Here is a 17,070-nt window from a genome sequence, read left to right as displayed (position 1 = left end):
CTGGTCAGTTCCTGCAAGTCCGGGTAAAGCTTGGGTCACGGGTCGCGGACGAGAACCCCGTAAACCCTACCGTAAAGCCGATGTTGGTTTCCGGTTCAAGGATAGTCGAAGAGGTAAACCGGCGCGAGACCGAAAGCGTGATGTCCACGCATTCGTTCGAATATGTCAGGCCTGCGCCCGCGCGCACGCTGCGCTCCGCTGCCGCATCAAATCGCCATTCGGCATGGCCCGTCCAGTGCTGAGCAAAACGATAGCTGCCATCAATCGCCCACTCGGACACTTTCGCAGGCCGATTTTCGGCCGGATCTGCCGACAGCCAGACATAAGTGGCCGCGATGTTGGTGTAATCATTGCGCCAACTGGCGCGGGCCTCGGCCTTGGTCGTGTCGAACATGGCATCGAACACGCCGCGTGCCGTGACGGTCAAGCCGGTGGCATTGCGGAATTGCCCGGCAATCAGCAAGTCCGAGGCACGGGCGCGCAGCCCCGAGGATTTGGCAAAGCTGGGGGTTAGCCCATCCCTCTCCAGCAAGCGCTCGTCGCGCCAGACCTGTCCCAACGCAAGGCTCCCTTGCCAGCCCGCCGGATCAAACCGGGTATAGCTTACCCCATAGGCGGCACTGTACCCACGTTCGCGGCGGTCGGGGGCATTGAAGCGCGAGGGATTGAAAAGATTGCCCTCGTCAAACTCGATCAGCGTCGCCTCATCAAGCGGGATATCGGGGTTCGATCCGCCGCTCCACGACAACTGCGCCACGGGCTCGATCACATGGGTCACGGCATGGCGGGTCGATTTGAGCAGCGGCCATCGCAGTTCCAGCGCAACCGTGGGTGTCAGTTCGGTCGCCTGCGATGCGGCGGTGACCCCGGCCTGCGAAATCTCGAAATGATCGACAATCAACCCGGTCTGAAGGTTGGCCAGCACGCCAGCCGGCAGGGTCCAGCCGCGATACCAGTCCACGCGGCTGGTGAGCCGCGTCACATCGCGCCCGTCGGCAAATCGATCCAGCGTGGCCAGCGTCGAATCAGAGCTGCGGTAATGGCTGTGCAATGCCGCCCCAAAGCGCAGCTCGCCCCCGAGACGCGCCGGAAAGAAGCGGCGTTCGTATTCGGCATTACCCGCAAACGTGGGCAAGGTGGCGTTGCTCTCGCCCACACGCCGCGACTGGAAATGCGTGATCGCACCGCGGATATACTCATCCCGGCGCACGCGCTCGACGGAAAGTTCGTTGATCAGGCGGTCCTTGTCGGAAAACCCATGATCCAGCAGGAAGGTGTCGTCGCTCGCCAGTTCGACATTGAACCGCAGGGTGAAATCACGCGGCAATTCGAACCGACCCGTGCCGAACAGATAGCCGCGTGTCGGATCGGGGCTGAAATCGTCTTCGGCCACTGCACCGTTGAATTCGATCTCTCCCTTGCGAAACGCCTGCCGATAGCGGAACTCAAGCCGCTTGGAGTTGGTCGCGAGAAACGGAGCGAGCGTCAGGTCGCGGCTGTCGCCAATCGGGATGAAGTAAGGCACCCGGATGCCCGTACCCAAGAGCGACGAGTTCACCAGCGACGGTGTCAGAAACCCGCGTGAGCGATCAACTGTCGGATCAGGCAAGCGCAGGCGCGGCAGGTAGAGAACAGTGGTGTTCAGAATGCGAAATTGCGCGTTGTCAAAGTAAAGCTGGCGCTCCTGCTCGTCATGGATCACCCGCTGTGCCCGGATTTGCCAGAGCGGCGGACGGCCGTTGTCACAGACGCGGCAAGAGGTGACGGCAGTCTTGTAAAGCTGGTTGAAGCGCGCATCGGTGCGGCGCATCTCGACCGCCGCCAATTGCAACTGATCCTGCATGACGATCCGCGCCCCGCGCAGAATGCCGTTGGTCAGATCGCGATCCAGTTCGGCGCTATCGGCCACAACCAACGCCCCCTCGACATCCGTCAGGGTCAGCGGCCCCGTGATCACCAACTGGCCGGTGCCGTGGTCATACGCGATTTCGCGCGCCGTGAGGCGGCGACCCTGATAGAGTGCTTCGACATTGCCGGTCGCAATCAGGCGGTTGTCCGCCGTCAGGCGCACGTCATCCGCAACCAGAACCGCCGGAGCCGGGGCAGTGTCCTGCGCCGCAATCGGGGTTGCAAGACAGATCAGCAGACCAAGGACAAGGCGCAAAGACCGGGTCATCCGTCCTCCAGATGCAGCAGGATACCAAGACCGATGAAGAGCGATGCCACAGGTGGCGCCCAGGCCGCCAGCAGGATCGGGAGCTGGCCATTCTCCCCCAGAATATGCGCGAAATTACGCACGTAATGCAGGCCGAACCCCAAAAGAACCGCCGTCAAAACCGAGAGCCCGACATTGGTCCCGCGCGTGTGGCCCATGGTCAATGCCGCAGAGATGAGCACGAGCGCCACCAGGAACACCGGCTGCGCCAATTCGCTCTGAAACCAGATCGCATAGCGCCGCGCGGAAAACCCGGCCTCTTCCAACTGGTCAATGAAATTCGGCAATTCCCATATCGGGATGTATTCCGGGCTGCCGAAACTGTCGAGAATGCGATCCTGGGTCAGGTCCGAGGGCACGCTCAATTGCGCCTCTTGGCGTGCGGTGGCCTCGGGGTTGATGTTCTCGGCGAGGTCCCAGATCTTGGCATCTTCAAGCAGCCACGCCCCCTCCTCAAGCCGCGCCGTATCGGCGCTGATACGGCGCAGGGGCTGGCCGTCCGGGGCAAAGTCGTAAAAGCTGGGACCATATAGCGTGCTCAGGTCAGAGCTGGACCGGGCAGCATAGATGACCGTCTGGCCCGCCGTCCCCCCTTGCCGCAACCAGAGCCCTTCCGACGCAATGGCAAGATCGGAATAGGTTCGACCGGAATAGCTGTTGACCAGGTCGTGATGCCGTTTCGCGGTGGCCGCCACCAGCGGATTGCCGACCGCCAGCCCCAAAAGACCAATGGCAAGCGCCACCGCCGCAGGGGCCAGCAGCCCGCGCAGCGCGGACCGCCCCGAGGCCCGCAACACCACCATTTCGGACGAGCGCGCCAACCGCAGGAAAAGTGCAACCGAGGCAAGGATCATCACCAGAGGAATGATCTCGTAATAGGCTTCGGGCAGTTTCAGCAGCACGATTCCCAACACCTGCCCAAAGGCCAGTTCCGGGAAATCGCCCAACTCATCCATCAGGTCAATCAGCCCCATGATCACGATCATCGTGATCGTTACCGCCATGAAGCTCATGAAGAAACGACGACCGAAATAGCGTTCGAGGATCATGTCGACACCTCCGCCGCGGAACCCCTGTGGCGCAGCCGCTGCCAGAGGCCCGGATAGCTGGCCAGCGTCAGCAAGAGCCCCGACAGTGCCAACCCGATCAACGCGGGAAGATAGAGCAGCGGCCAGAGCGCCGCGCTGACCAGAACCGGTGCGAGAACGAGGCTCTCGACAATCTTGAGGCCCACCAGAAGCCCAAATGCCAGAAGTATCTGACGCCAGACGCCAAACCGGCTATGCGCCCCCACGAGCAGGGTGCAGAACCCAACCAGCGCCGCGATGACACAGAGAAGGGCCGCAGTGACGCGGCCATGCATTTGGGCCATCACGGCCCCGACACTGACGCCCGTGCGCTCAGCAACGCTCTCCGGGTCACGCAGCATCTCGCGCGTGCTGGCAAATGCCACCTCATCGAGGTTGACCACATCTCGCTGGACAAGACTGCTGATGTCATAGGAAAAATCGTCAAAATAGGTGGTGAAAAGCCGGTTCTGCTCCGCGCGGATATTCTGGGCCAGACCGGATACCATGACCAGCCGCGTGCCGCCCCCCTCTTGCACCAGATAGGCGCGGGACGAGGTATAGGTCACAGGTGCCTCTGGGTCGCGCCGATCAGACAGGAACACGTCACGCAATTCGCCCGACAGCGTGATCTCGCGGATATAGAAGGTCACGCCGGGGGCCGGATGCAGAAATTCGCCCTCGCTCAGCAATTTGGCGGTGATGTTGCGCGACACCTCGTCCAGCCGCAAACGCAACTGGCTCAGACTGGTCGGAATGAGGAAATGCGCCAGGAGCGACATCATCAGGGCGACAATCACGCCAAACACAAAAACCGGGCGCGCCAGGCGCAACGGTGAATAGCCGGTGGCCTGCATCACCGTCAGCTCGCTTTCGCTGGACAGGCGGTTGACCACGTAGACAGCAGAGGCAAAGGCCGCGATCGGCAGCACGACGCCGATCACCCCCGGCAGCGTCAATGCCGTGAATTCCACAAACACCCAAGCGGGCTGGCCATCCCCGATCAGCCGGTCGAACATGCGCACCGCCTTGTTGATCCAGAAGATCGAAACCAGAACGAGCGCAAAGAAACCGAACAAAACCATGAATTGCGACAGCATATATCTGTCGAATCTGGTCACACTTATCCCCCGTGGCAGCAGTCTTGGCGGGCAACCTAGCGGAATTGATTGCGGGGGAAAACTGCTAACTGGTCATTGGCGGCGAGCCGCGCTAGGTCTTGAGCGAGCCGAACCAAGGAGAGCCCCCGATGACCCAACCTGTGCCCGTTGTCTTTGCCGAAACTGACCTGGAGGCGCTCGCCACGGCGCCTGGTCGTATCGCCGTGATCATTCCCCCTGAAGGCAAGCTGGATGCAGGCGCGCGCAAGATCAACCGGATGACGCGCGGCACCCTCGCGCGGCTGGTCGAAGCGGCGGCACTCAATGACAAGAAGGCCGGCGACGTGATCACAATCAACTGGCCGACGGGCATGCTGGCGGAGGCGGTCGATGTGGTCATTCTGCCCCGCAGTGCCAGCCCTGCCGAGAGTCGCCGTGCGGGCGTCAATCTCGGGCGCCTCAAGGGGGACAAGCCGCTTCTCATCCTGGGGTCTGCGTTGCGGCGTCCGGTCGATGTTCTGCTGGGCGTGCTCCTGCGTGCCTATGATTTCACCCCACACAAGACCCCGCCCAAATCCGAGACCGGCCCCAAGGAACCGGGCGCCGTCACGCTTATGACCGGCAGACCGGATGAAATCAAAGCCGAAGCCGCGCCCACTCTGGCCCTCGCCGACGGCGTGTTCTTCACCCGCGATCTGGTCAACGAGCCTGCCAATCACCTGACCACTACCGAATTCGCCAATCGTATCTCCGCGATGAAGGATCTGGGCCTCAAGATCACCATTCTTGAGGAAAAGGACATGGAGAAGCTGGGGATGGGTGCGCTCTTGTCAGTCGGCCACGGCAGCGCCAGCCCCTCAAAACTGGCGATCATGGAATGGCTGGGCGGGCCAAAGGGCGAGGCTCCTCTGGCGCTGATCGGCAAAGGCGTGGTGTTCGACACCGGCGGCATCAGCCTGAAACCGGCGGCGGGCATGGAAGAGATGACGATGGACATGGGCGGTGCCGGAGTGGTCGCTGGCGTCATGCGCACGCTGGCCCTGCGCCGCGCCAAGGCGAATGTCGTGGGCCTTGTGGGCATCGTGGAGAACATGCCCTCTGACCGCGCAACCCGCCCCGGCGATGTCGTGACCTCGATGAAGGGCGACACCATCGAGGTGATCAACACCGACGCCGAGGGGCGGCTCGTGCTGGCCGATGTGCTCTGGTATGCGCAAGAGACCTACAAACCGCGCGGCATGGTGGATCTGGCAACCCTCACCGGAGCCTGCATCGTGGCCTTGGGCCACGAGAACGCCGCCGTTCTGAGCAACGACGAGGGGCTCTGCAATGCCTTCCTGCGTGCGGCCAAGACCGAGGGCGAAGGCGCCTGGCGTCTGCCGCTCGGGCCGGGCTATGCCGATATGATCAAGGGCCAGATCGCCGATATCAAGAATTCCGCCGGACGCCCCGCAGGTACGATCACGGCGGCCGAATTCCTGCACCGTTTCGTGCAGGAAGGCATGCCGTGGGTGCATCTCGACATTGCGGGCGTGGCCAGCGTCAAGGCTGACACGACCTATGCACCCAAGGGCGCGACCGGCTGGGGCGTTCTGGCGCTCAACCGTCTGGTGGCGGACCTGCTCGAGGAGAATTGATGGGGGCAGTCTACTTCTATCATCTGACGCGCCAGCCGCTTGAGGCAACGCTGCCCATGCTCTTGGAGAAATCCTTGGGCGCGGGCTGGCGCGTAGCGGTGCGGGGACGGGATGCGGCACGGCTCGCCTGGCTGGATGAGCGGCTCTGGCTGGGGCCAGAGGATGGGTTCTTGCCTCACGGGATTGCAGGTGGACCGCATGACGCCGATCAGCCCGTTTTGCTGACAACGCAAAGCGCGTGTCCGAACGGGGCGGTCTGCGTGATGGCGATCGACGGGGCAGAGGTGCGCGCCGAAGAGGTGCAAACCTTGGAACGGGTTTGCATCCTCTTTGACGGCAATGACGATGCGGCTGTGCAGGTGGCACGCGGTCAGTGGAAGGCGCTGACCGGCGCAGGCTGCGCCGCCCAATACTGGTCCGAAGCGGGCGGTCGTTGGGAGAAAAAGGCCGAGGCGTGACGCGGCTCAGCGGATCACGATCTCGTCGCTGCGCAACAGGCCCAGAACGTCGCGGGCTTGCTGATCCAACAGGTCGAGGTCGAGATAGTTATCCGACAGCCGCCGGGTCAGGTTTTCCATCCGCGCCACGCGAGCATTGAGCGCCTCAAGCTGTGCTTGCAGCTCCACGCTCTGCGCGTCGATTTCGGCACGGCGGAACAGGCCGTAATCCCCTTGCACTGCCGCAAAAGTAAAATAAGCCCCGAGAAAGAATGCGATCAGGAAAAAGATCAAAAGGCCCCAAGGGCGGCTGCGGGGTGTCATGCTCTGGTCTGCCTCTTCATGCCGCCTCGTATCGGGCGTTTCGGGCATCATGCCATAGGCAAGGCACCTTGTGAATCCCCTTTCACCAGACAAAACTAGGCTCTAGCATACCCGCCAGAGGAGCGCGCGATGCACGACAGCCCGCCTAAGGACATGCTCGGCACCCATGAGGTGACGAACCAGCCCGCACCGCGTGGCGATCTCGACCTCTGGGCGAGCGATCCGGGCCTGCAGACCCATGCAAGTGCAGCGGGGGCCGATCCCGAGATGCTTGCGGCCTATGGCGCAAAGATCGGCACCGAAACCCTCCGCGCAGCGGCGCGAGCGGCCAACCGGCAACCCCCGGAACTGGTGCTGTTTGATACAGGCGGGCGCAGATTGGACGAGGTGCTGTTTCACCCCGCCTATCACGACCTCATGCGCGTTGGTATCGGCGCAGGCTATGCGGCTCTTCCGTGGGAGGGGGCGAAGGGGGGCCATGCCAGCCATGCCGCATTGGTCTATCTCACCTCTCAGGTGGAACCGGGTGTGTGCTGCCCGATGACGATGACCTACGCCGCCGTGCCGGCCCTCCGGGCGGACAAGGCGCTCTTTGCCGACTGGGTGCCAAAACTGACGGCGCGCGCCTATGATCCGGGCGCAAAACCGCTGGCGCGCAAACCCGGTGCCACGATGGGCATGGCGATGACCGAAAAACAGGGGGGATCGGACATTCGCGCCAACACAACCACCGCCACGCGCGAGGGTGATACCTATCGCCTCGTCGGGCATAAATGGTTCTGTTCCGCGCCGATGTCGGATGGATTTCTGACCCTGGCGCAAGCGCCTGAGGGGCTGACCTGCTTTGTTGTGCCCCGTTGGTTGGACGACAGGCGCAACAACATCCAGATACAGCGTCTGAAGGATAAACTTGGGAACCGCGCCAATGCGTCGGCGGAGATCGAGTATACGGGAGCCATTGCCTATCGGTTGGGCGACGAGGGCGCGGGGCTGCGCACCATTCTCGAAATGGTGCATCACACGCGGCTCGATACGGCCATGGCACCGGCCGGGTTGATGCGCGCGGCGCTGGATCAGGCGCAGTATTGGGCGCGCCATCGGTCCGCCTTTCAAAAGCAACTGATAGACCAGCCCTTGATGCGCGCCGTTCTGGCGGATCTCACACTCGATTGGGAGGGCACGCTGGCGCTTGGCCTGCATGTGGCGCGGGCGTTTGACGGGCACAGCGCTGCCGAACGCGCCTTTGCCCGCCTTGGCGTGGCCCTCGCGAAATTCCTCGGCAACAAGCTCTGCCCCGGCGTGGTCTATGAGGCGATGGAGGCCATGGGCGGCATGGGCTATGTAGAAGACACCCCCCTGCCCCTCTTGTACCGCGAAGCCCCGCTCAATTCGATCTGGGAGGGGTCGGGCAATGTCATCTGCCTCGACATCCTGCGGACCCTGCGCAAAGAGCCCTTGGCCGGTGAGGTACTCAGCGCGGAACTGGCCAGCGTCGCAGGGCAGGACCGGCGTTTTGATTCCGCCCTCAAGGCGCATATGCAAAGCTTTCCAAAATTGCCCGAAGAGGCGCAGGCACGGTGGTATGCCGAAAGCCTCGCCACGCTTCTGACCGCCTCGGTGCTGATGCGTCAGGCCCCAGATGCGGTGGCAAGCGCTTATATCGCGACGCGCCTCAGCGATCCGCGTGGCAGGGTGGCGGGGGCGATTGGAACGCTCGACACAGGCCCGATTCTGGCGCGATTGAATACTGCGGAAACATAGCCCGAGCGCGGTGAGTTGGGCAAAATTCCCCGGTTTTGCCATATCGGCACGAGGGTGCACCCCTCCAAACCTTTTGATTTGGCGCATTTTAGAACCGAGAGGGTCTTTCGGCTTTCTCGGAGACTGACTGAAATTCTGCCTTCTGAATGCGATTGATCCAGATCAAGGTCGGCAGGCTTGCACACCGCCTAGGGTGATCCTGAAAAAACAGATTCAGAAATCATCTTTGCTAAAAAGAGGACATTACGCACAAAATCATCACCGTTACAAAACCGCCTGCCATGGCCCTGCGCCATATGGCGGATGAGACGCGGATCAAAACCCCCTGAGGGATGATCTGCGGGGCCGCCTCACATTCCCGCCCGGTGTATTCGGTGAACTGGTCCTGAACGGGACGTGTTTGCGAGGCGGTCCACCACAACTTGCGACCGCGCTGCGCCCCGCTCAGGCCGCCTCTCCATCGGTGAACTGCAACCGCGCAAGTCGCGCGTAGAGCCCATTTTCGGCGACAAGACTGTCATGCGTGCCCTGTGCCACGATCCGGCCCTGATCCATCACCACGATACGATCGGCCTTTTTCACGGTCGCCAGACGGTGAGCGACGATAATCGTGGTGCGGGTCCGTGCCATGGCATCGACCGCCGATTGCACCGCGCGCTCGCTTTCGGCATCCAGCGCCGAGGTGGCCTCGTCCAACAACAAAACCGCCGCATCGCGCAGGATGGCGCGGGCGATGGCAATGCGTTGCTTCTGCCCGCCCGAGAGCATCACGCCACGCTCGCCCACATAGGTGTCATACCCATCTGGCAAGCGCAGGATGAATTCATGCGCATTGGCCGCCCGCGCCGCCGCCTCGATCTCGGCCTCAGTGGCGTCAAGGCGCCCGAAGCGGATGTTGTCGCGGGCAGAGGCGGCAAAGATCACCGGATCCTGCGGCACCAGCGCCAGATCGCGGCGAAACTCATGCCGCGCCATATCCGAGAGCGTCACCCCGTCCAGTGTGATCCGCCCGGCATCCGGGTCATAGAACCGCTGGATCAGTTGAATGACGCTGGTCTTGCCCGCGCCCGAGGGGCCGACAAGCGCCACGGTCTCGCCGGGGCGGATGGTCAGGGTCACATGATCCAGAGCCGGGATATTGGGGCGCGAGGGATAGGCAAAGTGCACATCCTCAAAGGCGATTTCGCCCCGTACCGGGCGCGGCACGGCCTGAGGGCGTGCAGGGTCGCGCACCGGGTCTTCGGCCTGCAAGAGTTCGACCAGTCGCTCGGTCGCGCCCGCCGCGCGCTGCAACTCGCCCCAGATTTCCGACAGCGCCGCAACCGCCCCCGCAACCATCACCGCGTAGATGACGAATTGCACAAGGCTGCCGGCCGTCATGCCACCCGCGCGCACATCTCGGGCTCCGATCCAGAGCACACCGACAATGCCGGTGAAAACGAGGAAAATCACGATCACCGTCATCAGCGCGCGGGTATTCACCCGGCGGCGCGCGGCATCATGGCTGCGCTCGGTCACATCGGCAAAGCGCGCCCGGCTCTCGCTCTCATGGGTAAAGGCCTGCACGGTCTGCACCGACAACAGCGCCTCGGACGCGTTGCCCGAACTCTGTGCGATCCAGTCCTGATTCTCGCGGCTCAACACGCGCATCCGCCGCCCCAAGGTGAGAATGGGCACGATCACCAATGGCACGATCAAAAGCACGAGCCCCGTCAGCTTGGCCGACGTCAGCAGCATCAGGCCCAAGCCGCCGATCAGGATCAACAGATTGCGCAGCGCAATCGAAACGGACGACCCGATCACCGAGAGAATGAGCGTGGTATCCGTGGTGATCCGGCTGAGCACCTCGCCGGTCATAAGCCGTTCAAAGAAGGCCGGACTCATACCGATCACGCGGTCGAACACCGCCTTGCGAATATCGGCCACCACACGCTCGCCCAAGCGGGTCACAAGCAGATACCGCATCCCGGTGCCGACCGCCAAAAGCGCCGCAATCAGCACCGCCGCGGCGAAATACTGGTCAAGGATGGCCCCATTCTCGGCACTGAAATTGTCCACCACGCGGCGCACCGCGAGCGGCAGCATCAAGGCCACACTCGCGGTGATGACCAACGCCAGAATCGCCGCAGTCAAAAGTTTGCGGTAGGGGCGCAGGAATGGCCAGAGTTCAGCCAACGCGCCGACATGTTTCGATTTCTCGCGATCCAGCAGATCAGCCCCGTTTTCGGCCCTGCGCACCATAGATTTCTATTCCTCATCATTTGGCCAAGGTTCTTGGCGGGCGATCACGCCGGGGTCAAGGGGACAGATCAGCCGCAGGGGGAATTGGATCGGGATTGTCTGGAGCGGGCGGCGGGAATCGAACCCGCGTCTCTTGCTTGGAAGGCAAGGGTCTTACCATTACACAACGCCCGCGCACCGGGGCTAATTAGTAGAGCCGCGCGCGAGGGTCAAGCCCGGCCGAGCCAACATCACGCGCGGCGTTTTCTCGCAGATTTGGCGCTGACCCGCTCTGGTGCACGCGCCACGGCGGCGGCGACACGCAAATCCCGTGCCGGTGAGGGGCCGTCGATATTGGACAGGTCGGCCGAAATCTCGTTGTCGAAGGGCACCGACAAGAGATCCGGGTTCATGCGATAGAGAAGATCATCCACCGGCTTTGCGCCGATGCGATAGGTCACGTCGATACTGAGGCTCAGCTCGATCATTCGACGGCTGTTGAACGGCGACATATAAAAATGACGGTGCAGGCCCGGAAAGGTCATGCCCAAGGAAGACGCGTAATAGACTTCAAGGAACATCATATCCACCGCGCGCGACCGCGCCACAGGCGACAGGGTGCGATGCCAGGCCATGAATTCCGGCATGAACCGCGTATAGACCTCGTCATTGAAATGGTTGCGCGGCACGATCAGCAGTTTCTCGATCTGCCACCGGAAATCCTTCCAATGGGACATCTCGGCCTTGCGCACAAAGACCGCGCGTAGAAGGTCGGTCTGGTGCCCACGCAGCACGACCGAACCCGGTGTGAGACAATGATTGACGTCGCGCGCCAGTTCACTGGGCAACGGCAAAACCGCCCCTGCCGCCAGATGGAAACATCGCTCGCTCCGCCGAACCCGGCGTGGCACGGGACGTAGCGTGCGGCGATCATGGACCTCGTGCTCGACCTCCATCACAGCGGCAAGACGCTTGGCAATTTCAGCATCAATTCGCGTAGCGTAATTCGTCACATGGGTAAAAACCTGGCGGATATTCTGCATATGCGGCCCGGCAAACGCCGCGAGCAGCCGGCTGTCGCGCCCTCCTGACAGGGGCATGGCGCAGTCATAGCGCGCAGCGATCGCCCCTATGCTGTTCCGGGCGGTGTTGATCAGCTCGTCATAGACCGCTTCGAGGCCGCCCTCGGGCATGTCGAAACTGTCTTCGCGCGGCCAATAGCGATTCTCGTGGAAGTTCGCGAGATCGAGATAGAAGGACGGGTTCATGCGCCGAACCCGCGCATCGCGCGTATGAAACAGGGAATACTTGCTGCCATAGGCCTCGTTGATGCTGTGGTCATAAAGCGGGTGATCCTGCACCGCATCCTCGATACACAGCTTCAGGCTAGAGCCGACACGGCGCGTCTGAGGGTTGTAGACAACACCAAGCATCCCGACCGGATCGCAATAGATGCGCTCATCCCCGCCCGAGGCCACGATGATCGTAAAGCGCCCTGCGAAGGCATTGAGATGCCGTTCAAAACCGCTGAAAAACTCTGGCACACCGGCAGAGAGATCGCCAAAGCTATACTCTCCCTCGATAACCCCGTCCGGTCCCGTGGCAATCCCGAGCAGCAACCCGATGAAAATCCCATCCCGATCATGCAGTCGCGCGACCGGCAGGGCACGCCCCGTCAGAACCCGCCAACCACGACAGGCAGAGACTTTCATCCCCTGCGGATCAATCCCCCGCCGACAAATCATGTATTGATATTGAAATACCTCTTCGAACGAAAGTCCGAGTTCGGCGCTTTCCTGCCTTGCCAACATGGTTTTACTGCTCAATTGTTTATTTTTTTTTGAACAGTAGCCTGATTTGCGAGAATCTGTAAACGATTTTAAGGCTTTCAGGGCCAGACAGAGGGCCAAAACGCTTGGCTGGCTCCCTAAAGCGTTTCGGCTTGTGGCAGCTTTACGTTAGGCTGGTCTTGTCAGTCTGAATCAGGATATGCCCGATGGCCGATGATCTTCCCTCCCGACCGGACCTGCGCGACCTGCCCTTTGACATCGACCTGCGCCGCCTCAATCTGGGGGTGGGGTATGTGGCGCTTGGTCTGCCGGTGTCGCTCGGGCTGGTGTCGATCCTGACCAACACCTGTTTCAACGCCTCGATCAGCCACTATTACTTTAGCCGGATCGGGGGCGATATTCTTGTGGGCGCCCTCAGCTTCATCGGGCTGTTGCTGATGTTCTTTTACAGCTTTCGTGCGCCGGGCCGCGAAGGGTGCCTTGGCTGGCACTGGTATGACGTCGCCCTTCTGAAACTGGCTGGGGTGGCGGCCGTCATCGTGGCCTTTGTTCCCACAACCGGGTCAGGCTGTGCCTACACCGGCCAAGTGGCGCGCGTATTTTTGACCGGCACACGCGGATCAGAGGGGTTTCACCCGCCCGGCGGCACGGTCGAGGGGACGATCAGCTATGATTTCTGGGCCAGTTTTGCCCAAATCGGACCAGATGTACCCACTGCCCTGCAAATGATGCATTTCGGCGCGGCGGGGGTGATGTTTCTGGTGCTGGGGTATTTCTCGACCTACGTTTTCACCCGCGACAACACCACCGCCGCACGGCTCGCCGGAAACCGCAAGGACCGGCGCAATCTGTGGTATCGCACACTTGGGCGGATCATCTTTGCCGTCGTGGGCGTGCTGGCGATCAAGGCAACACTGTTGGAGGTACTCCTGCCGCTTGCGCTTGCGCAGAGCATCGAAGCCTTCTGGGACAGCCTGCGCCTGACGTTCCTGTTCGAATCCCTCGGCCTCTGCGCCTTTGGCCTCAGTTGGATGATCAAGGGGCGTTTCATCGCGGCCTTTGAGGATGCCGCATCCCGCCCTCAACCCCGCGCGGCGTAGAGGGCCACCGCGGCCGCGTTCGACACGTTGAGTGAGCCGAAGTCGCTGGCATATTCAATCCGAACCAGCGCATCGCAGACCTCGCGGGTGCGCTCGCGCAGGCCCGGCCCCTCGGCCCCCAGCACAAGCGCCACGGGCCGGTCGCGCTTGCCCTCCAACACAGCCTCGATGCTCATCTCCGCCTCACCGGCCAACCCCAGCACCAGATAACCCATCGCCTGCAACTCGATGATCGCATCGGCCAGATTGCGCACGCGCAGATAGGGCTGCCGTTCCAGCGCGCCGCTGGCGGTCTTGGCGAGGGCCCCGGTCTCGGGCGCGGCGTGGTGACGGGGGGCGATGACCGCCCGCGCACCGAAGACTTCCGCAGAGCGCAGGATTGCGCCCACGTTATGCGGGTCCGTGACCCTGTCCAAGAGCACCACGCGCGGGGCGGTGCGCCCATCTCCGAGGCAAACCTCAGCCATCGGACCCCAGTCCAGCGGTTTGACCTCAAGCGCGGCCCCTTGATGCACCGAACCGGGATCAAGCGGCGCGTTGAACTTGCGCGGGTCTACCTCTTCGGGCGTGATTCCGCTGGCTGCAATCGCAGCTTCCAGCTTGTCGGCGGCGTTTTTGGTCACGATCAGGCGCAGCTTTTCGCGGTCCGGGTTTTCCAACGCATCGCGCACGGCGTGCAAGCCAAACAGCCATACGGTCTCAGAGGCTGCGGCCCGCTTGGCCTGTTCCTTGTCGATCACCCAACGGGGTTTTTTCATGGCTATAAGGCCCCTCTTTTCCGGCCCGCGACAATGCGACGGGCGGCTACCGCTTGCAAGCGATTTTCCGGTTGACGCAGCATCCGGCCACTAGTAATCAGCCCCCCACGTCCGGCACGCAAGTGCTGGGAAAGTGGGCGACAGGCCGCAAGGTGTGGCAGGGGACTGTAACTCCCTCGCGGAGACGCACGCCTGGTTCGATTCCAGGGTCGCCCACCACTTTCCCCCTATTTCTAACGGCGTTGGCGCACCGACAGGGTTTTGCGCCGCGCATACGGCAGTCACCTGCGTTGACCTTGCCTCTCTCGTCGCTACCTTGAGGGTAGAGGATGGTGCGCCCTGCGCCCTCTGCCCGTAAAGACATCAAAGAGAAGCGATTCCAATGTGTCAGATTTGCAGGACCGCGCACCAAATTCCGCATGCCGCCTTGGATTGCTGCCTTTGCGGCGCGCCGAGGACGCAGGCGGCCTTTGCCCGGATCGAGGCAGACCTCAACCGCCGTATGATGTTGGGCGGGGTGGCGGCAGTTGTCGGTCTTTATGCGGGGTTCGGGCTGGCGTCAAAACCGGCGCGGGCCCAGACCCCGGGTCGCCCCCTGCTCCTGACCAATTTGCGCTATTTCAACGGCCATGACCTCGACCTGATCCAGGGGCACGACATCCTGGTCGAGGGGGGGCGGATCACTACCCTACCTCCGGTGGGCCAAGGACCGGCCCAAGCCGAACGCATCGACTGCGGTGGACGCGCGGTCATTCCCGGTCTCATTGACGCGCATTGGCACAGCACGCTTGTCGCCGTGACGCAGCTTCAGGCGATGAGCGCCGACATCGGTTTTGTGCATCTCATGGCAGGGCGCGAGGCTGGGGCCACGCTCATGCGCGGATTTACCACGGTGCGTGACACGGGAGGGCCGGCCTTTGGTCTCAAGCTGGCAATCGACAGGGGTGTCCTGCCCGGGCCACGCATTCTGGCGTCGGGTGCCATGCTGTCGCAGACCTCGGGGCATGGCGATTTTCGCATGACCTCGGAATTGCCGCGCGCCGACGGCGATCTGAGCTACGCCGAGCGGGCGGGCGTGGTGGCCATCGCCGACGGGCGGGCCGAGGTTTTGCGCCGCACCCGCGAGCAATTGATGAAGGGCGCCAGCCAGATCAAGATCATGGCCGGAGGGGGTGTCACCTCGCTCTATGATCCGCTTGAGAGCCTGCAATTCACCGAAGACGAGATGCGCGCCGCCGTCGAGGCCGCAGCAGATTGGGGTACCTATGTCTGTGCCCATGTCTACACCCCCAAGGGCATCCAGCGCGCAGTCCGCGCAGGGGTGAAATCCATTGAGCACGGGCAATTGGCGGATCTGGAAACCGTGCGGATGATGCGCGATGCAGGCGCGTGGTGGTCGATCCAGCCCTTTCTTGCCGATGAGGACTCCAACCCCAAATCCGATCCGCGCCAGCAGGCAAAGGCGGATGAGGTCGCCAGCGGCACGGTGCGCGCCTTCGAGATTGGCCGGGCCGAAGGGGTGAACATGGCCTTTGGCACTGACATCCTGATGAACCCCGCAGGGGCCCAAAGCCAAGGGCGGCAACTGGCCAAGCTGACCCGCTTCATGGCCCCGCTCGAGGCGCTGCGCATGGCGACGGGGGCGGCGGGCGACCTGCTGGCCATGTCAGGGGAACGCATGGGCTATGAGGGACGCTTGGGCGTGATCGCCGAAGGGGCAATGGCCGATCTTTTGGTGGTCGAGGGCGATCCCGAAGCGGGGCTTTAGTGGCTGGATCGGCCCGAGCAGAGCCTCGCCATGATCCTCAAAGGCGGGACGGTCGTAAAGGACATGCTGGGATGAGAAACACTCTGCTGGCCTTCTGCACGATCCTCGGCCTCGCTCCCCCCGCACATGCACAGGACTGGAGCGCGCAGATCACGCCCTATGCTTGGGGGGCGGGGATCGGCGGCACGATCACGCCGCGCGCAGGCGGCCCGTCGCTGCGCTTCGACAAGGGGCTTGCAGACGTTCTCGAAGACCTCGACACGGCGTTTTTCCTCACGGGCTATGCGCGCTATCATCGCTTTGTGGTGATGGGCGACCTGTCGCAATCGGCCAGCTCACGGCGCGGCACGGTGCCATTGCCCGCCCCCGGCTTGCCTGCGCGGGGCCGCATCGAGCAATCCTCGCTGACGCTGACCGCGGGCTACCGGGCGCTGACAACACCCGATGCGACGGTGGATGTCTTGGCAGGTCTGCGCCATTGGCGGGTCGAGGGGCGCGCGACAACGCCAGTGCCTGGCCTTGCTGGCGGAATCGACGTGAGTTTCACCGATCCGATCCTCGCTGCACGCACCAATATCCGCCTCTCGGACCGATGGTCCTTTGTCGGTTATGCCGATGTCGGCGGCTTTGGTGGAGGCTCTGACATGACATCGCAGCTTGTCGGCACGCTCAACTGGCAGGCCAATGACCGGCTGTGGCTCTCGGCGGGCTACCGACATCTTTACGTGGATTACAGCAAGAACGGCCGAAAGTTTGACGCGACATTCTCGGGCCCGCTTGCGGGTTTGACCCTGCGCTTTTGATCCCCGCGCGGTGCCGCCCTGCGATAACCGCTTTATCTGCGCCATGGAAAACTCCATAGTGTCGGCGGCAGTCAGGCAGGATCACGACAG

13 protein-coding genes and 2 tRNA genes are annotated in these 17,070 nt (G+C 62.6%); 7 read left to right on the top strand and 8 right to left on the bottom strand.

Annotated elements, in window-relative coordinates:
- Window positions 1-4: 4 nt before the first annotated feature.
- The 3 genes from lptD to lptF are packed head-to-tail and all read right to left on the bottom strand — an operon-like array spanning window position 5 to window position 4,382.
- Entirely contained in the window at window positions 5-2,176 is a 2,172-nt protein-coding gene (gene lptD / locus MVC20_RS12680; RefSeq protein ID WP_297541895.1) for an LPS assembly protein LptD, read from the bottom strand.
- The gene (gene lptG / locus MVC20_RS12675; RefSeq protein WP_297541893.1) at window positions 2,173-3,264 is read right to left on the bottom strand and encodes an LPS export ABC transporter permease LptG; all 1,092 of its coding nucleotides are present in this window, start codon (window positions 3,262-3,264) and stop codon (window positions 2,173-2,175) included. Before lptG ends, lptD begins: the two co-directional genes overlap by 4 nt.
- Complete coding sequence (lptF, locus tag MVC20_RS12670) at window positions 3,261-4,382, bottom strand: LPS export ABC transporter permease LptF (RefSeq protein ID WP_297542752.1); 1,122 nt, start codon at window positions 4,380-4,382, stop codon at window positions 3,261-3,263. Before lptF ends, lptG begins: the two co-directional genes overlap by 4 nt.
- Before the next feature lie 149 nt (window positions 4,383-4,531).
- Here lptF and MVC20_RS12665 point away from each other — a divergent pair, with 149 nt between their 5' ends.
- Together MVC20_RS12665 and MVC20_RS12660 are read left to right on the top strand one after the other, a co-directional pair.
- Window positions 4,532-6,019 (top strand): leucyl aminopeptidase, encoded by a 1,488-nt coding sequence (locus tag MVC20_RS12665; protein WP_297541891.1) that lies wholly within the window; start codon window positions 4,532-4,534, stop codon window positions 6,017-6,019.
- Complete coding sequence (locus tag MVC20_RS12660; RefSeq protein ID WP_297541889.1) at window positions 6,019-6,477, top strand: DNA polymerase III subunit chi; 459 nt, start codon at window positions 6,019-6,021, stop codon at window positions 6,475-6,477. Before MVC20_RS12665 ends, MVC20_RS12660 begins: the two co-directional genes overlap by 1 nt.
- A 6-nt stretch (window positions 6,478-6,483) precedes the next feature.
- Here MVC20_RS12660 and MVC20_RS12655 read toward each other — a convergent pair whose 3' ends face one another.
- Window positions 6,484-6,780 carry a septum formation initiator family protein gene (locus MVC20_RS12655; protein WP_297542750.1) on the bottom strand — a complete coding sequence of 99 codons (297 nt, stop codon included), beginning with the start codon at window positions 6,778-6,780 and terminating at the stop codon, window positions 6,484-6,486.
- A 129-nt stretch (window positions 6,781-6,909) separates the two neighbouring features.
- Here MVC20_RS12655 and MVC20_RS12650 point away from each other — a divergent pair, with 129 nt between their 5' ends.
- Window positions 6,910-8,541, top strand: coding sequence for an acyl-CoA dehydrogenase family protein (locus MVC20_RS12650; protein WP_297541887.1), 1,632 nt, complete (start codon window positions 6,910-6,912; stop codon window positions 8,539-8,541).
- Window positions 8,542-8,985: 444 nt separating this feature from the next.
- Here MVC20_RS12650 and MVC20_RS12645 read toward each other — a convergent pair whose 3' ends face one another.
- From MVC20_RS12645 to MVC20_RS12635, 3 genes are all read right to left on the bottom strand, one after another.
- Window positions 8,986-10,782 (bottom strand): ABC transporter transmembrane domain-containing protein, encoded by a 1,797-nt coding sequence (locus MVC20_RS12645; protein WP_297541885.1) that lies wholly within the window; start codon window positions 10,780-10,782, stop codon window positions 8,986-8,988.
- Between the two features lie 100 nt (window positions 10,783-10,882).
- Window positions 10,883-10,956 (bottom strand) — tRNA-Gly (locus MVC20_RS12640).
- A gap of 56 nt (window positions 10,957-11,012) precedes the next feature.
- A complete protein-coding gene (locus tag MVC20_RS12635; RefSeq protein ID WP_297541883.1) occupies window positions 11,013-12,587 on the bottom strand; it encodes an asparagine synthase-related protein in 1,575 nt (524 codons plus the stop codon).
- 170 nt (window positions 12,588-12,757) lie between these two features.
- On the opposite strand from MVC20_RS12635, the gene MVC20_RS12630 reads away from it, so the two are divergent.
- Window positions 12,758-13,651, top strand: a complete 894-nt coding sequence (locus MVC20_RS12630; protein WP_297541881.1) for a hypothetical protein — start codon at window positions 12,758-12,760, stop codon at window positions 13,649-13,651.
- Here MVC20_RS12630 and rlmB read toward each other — a convergent pair.
- Window positions 13,633-14,409 carry a 23S rRNA (guanosine(2251)-2'-O)-methyltransferase RlmB gene (rlmB, locus tag MVC20_RS12625; protein WP_297541879.1) on the bottom strand — a complete coding sequence of 259 codons (777 nt, stop codon included), beginning with the start codon at window positions 14,407-14,409 and terminating at the stop codon, window positions 13,633-13,635. The genes MVC20_RS12630 and rlmB overlap by 19 nt on opposite strands.
- Window positions 14,410-14,544: 135 nt before the next feature.
- On the opposite strand from rlmB, the gene MVC20_RS12620 reads away from it, so the two are divergent.
- The 3 genes from MVC20_RS12620 (at window position 14,545) to MVC20_RS12610 (ending at window position 16,980) form a co-directional block, all read left to right on the top strand.
- Window positions 14,545-14,628 (top strand) — tRNA-Tyr (locus MVC20_RS12620).
- A 208-nt stretch (window positions 14,629-14,836) separates the two neighbouring features.
- Entirely contained in the window at window positions 14,837-16,177 is a 1,341-nt protein-coding gene (locus MVC20_RS12615; protein WP_297541878.1) for an amidohydrolase family protein, read from the top strand.
- Between the two features lie 71 nt (window positions 16,178-16,248).
- Complete coding sequence (locus tag MVC20_RS12610) at window positions 16,249-16,980, top strand: hypothetical protein (RefSeq protein WP_297541876.1); 732 nt, start codon at window positions 16,249-16,251, stop codon at window positions 16,978-16,980.
- Window positions 16,981-17,070: the final 90 nt, after the last annotated feature.

The sequence above is a fragment of the Roseovarius sp. genome, from assembly GCF_027019125.1.
GTDB lineage: Bacteria > Pseudomonadota > Alphaproteobacteria > Rhodobacterales > Rhodobacteraceae > Roseovarius.
The sequence above is the reverse complement of the archived record's forward strand: the minus strand, read 5'-3'. Positions and strand labels throughout refer to the sequence as shown.

Bases quoted from the DNA above. Each gene is read 5' to 3' on its own strand.
- lptD (WP_297541895.1), bottom strand. From the start codon at position 2,176: ATGACCCGGTCTTTGCGCCTTGTCCTTGGTCTGCTGATCTGTCTTGCA.
- lptG (WP_297541893.1), bottom strand. From the start codon at position 3,264: ATGATCCTCGAACGCTATTTCGGTCGTCGTTTCTTCATGAGCTTCATG.
- lptF (WP_297542752.1), bottom strand. From the start codon at position 4,382: ATGCTGTCGCAATTCATGGTTTTGTTCGGTTTCTTTGCGCTCGTTCTG.
- MVC20_RS12665 (WP_297541891.1), top strand. From the start codon at position 4,532: ATGACCCAACCTGTGCCCGTTGTCTTTGCCGAAACTGACCTGGAGGCG.
- MVC20_RS12660 (WP_297541889.1), top strand. From the start codon at position 6,019: ATGGGGGCAGTCTACTTCTATCATCTGACGCGCCAGCCGCTTGAGGCA.
- MVC20_RS12655 (WP_297542750.1), bottom strand. From the start codon at position 6,780: ATGACACCCCGCAGCCGCCCTTGGGGCCTTTTGATCTTTTTCCTGATC.
- MVC20_RS12650 (WP_297541887.1), top strand. From the start codon at position 6,910: ATGCACGACAGCCCGCCTAAGGACATGCTCGGCACCCATGAGGTGACG.
- MVC20_RS12645 (WP_297541885.1), bottom strand. From the start codon at position 10,782: ATGGTGCGCAGGGCCGAAAACGGGGCTGATCTGCTGGATCGCGAGAAA.
- MVC20_RS12630 (WP_297541881.1), top strand. From the start codon at position 12,758: ATGGCCGATGATCTTCCCTCCCGACCGGACCTGCGCGACCTGCCCTTT.
- rlmB (WP_297541879.1), bottom strand. From the start codon at position 14,409: ATGAAAAAACCCCGTTGGGTGATCGACAAGGAACAGGCCAAGCGGGCC.
- MVC20_RS12610 (WP_297541876.1), top strand. From the start codon at position 16,249: ATGAGAAACACTCTGCTGGCCTTCTGCACGATCCTCGGCCTCGCTCCC.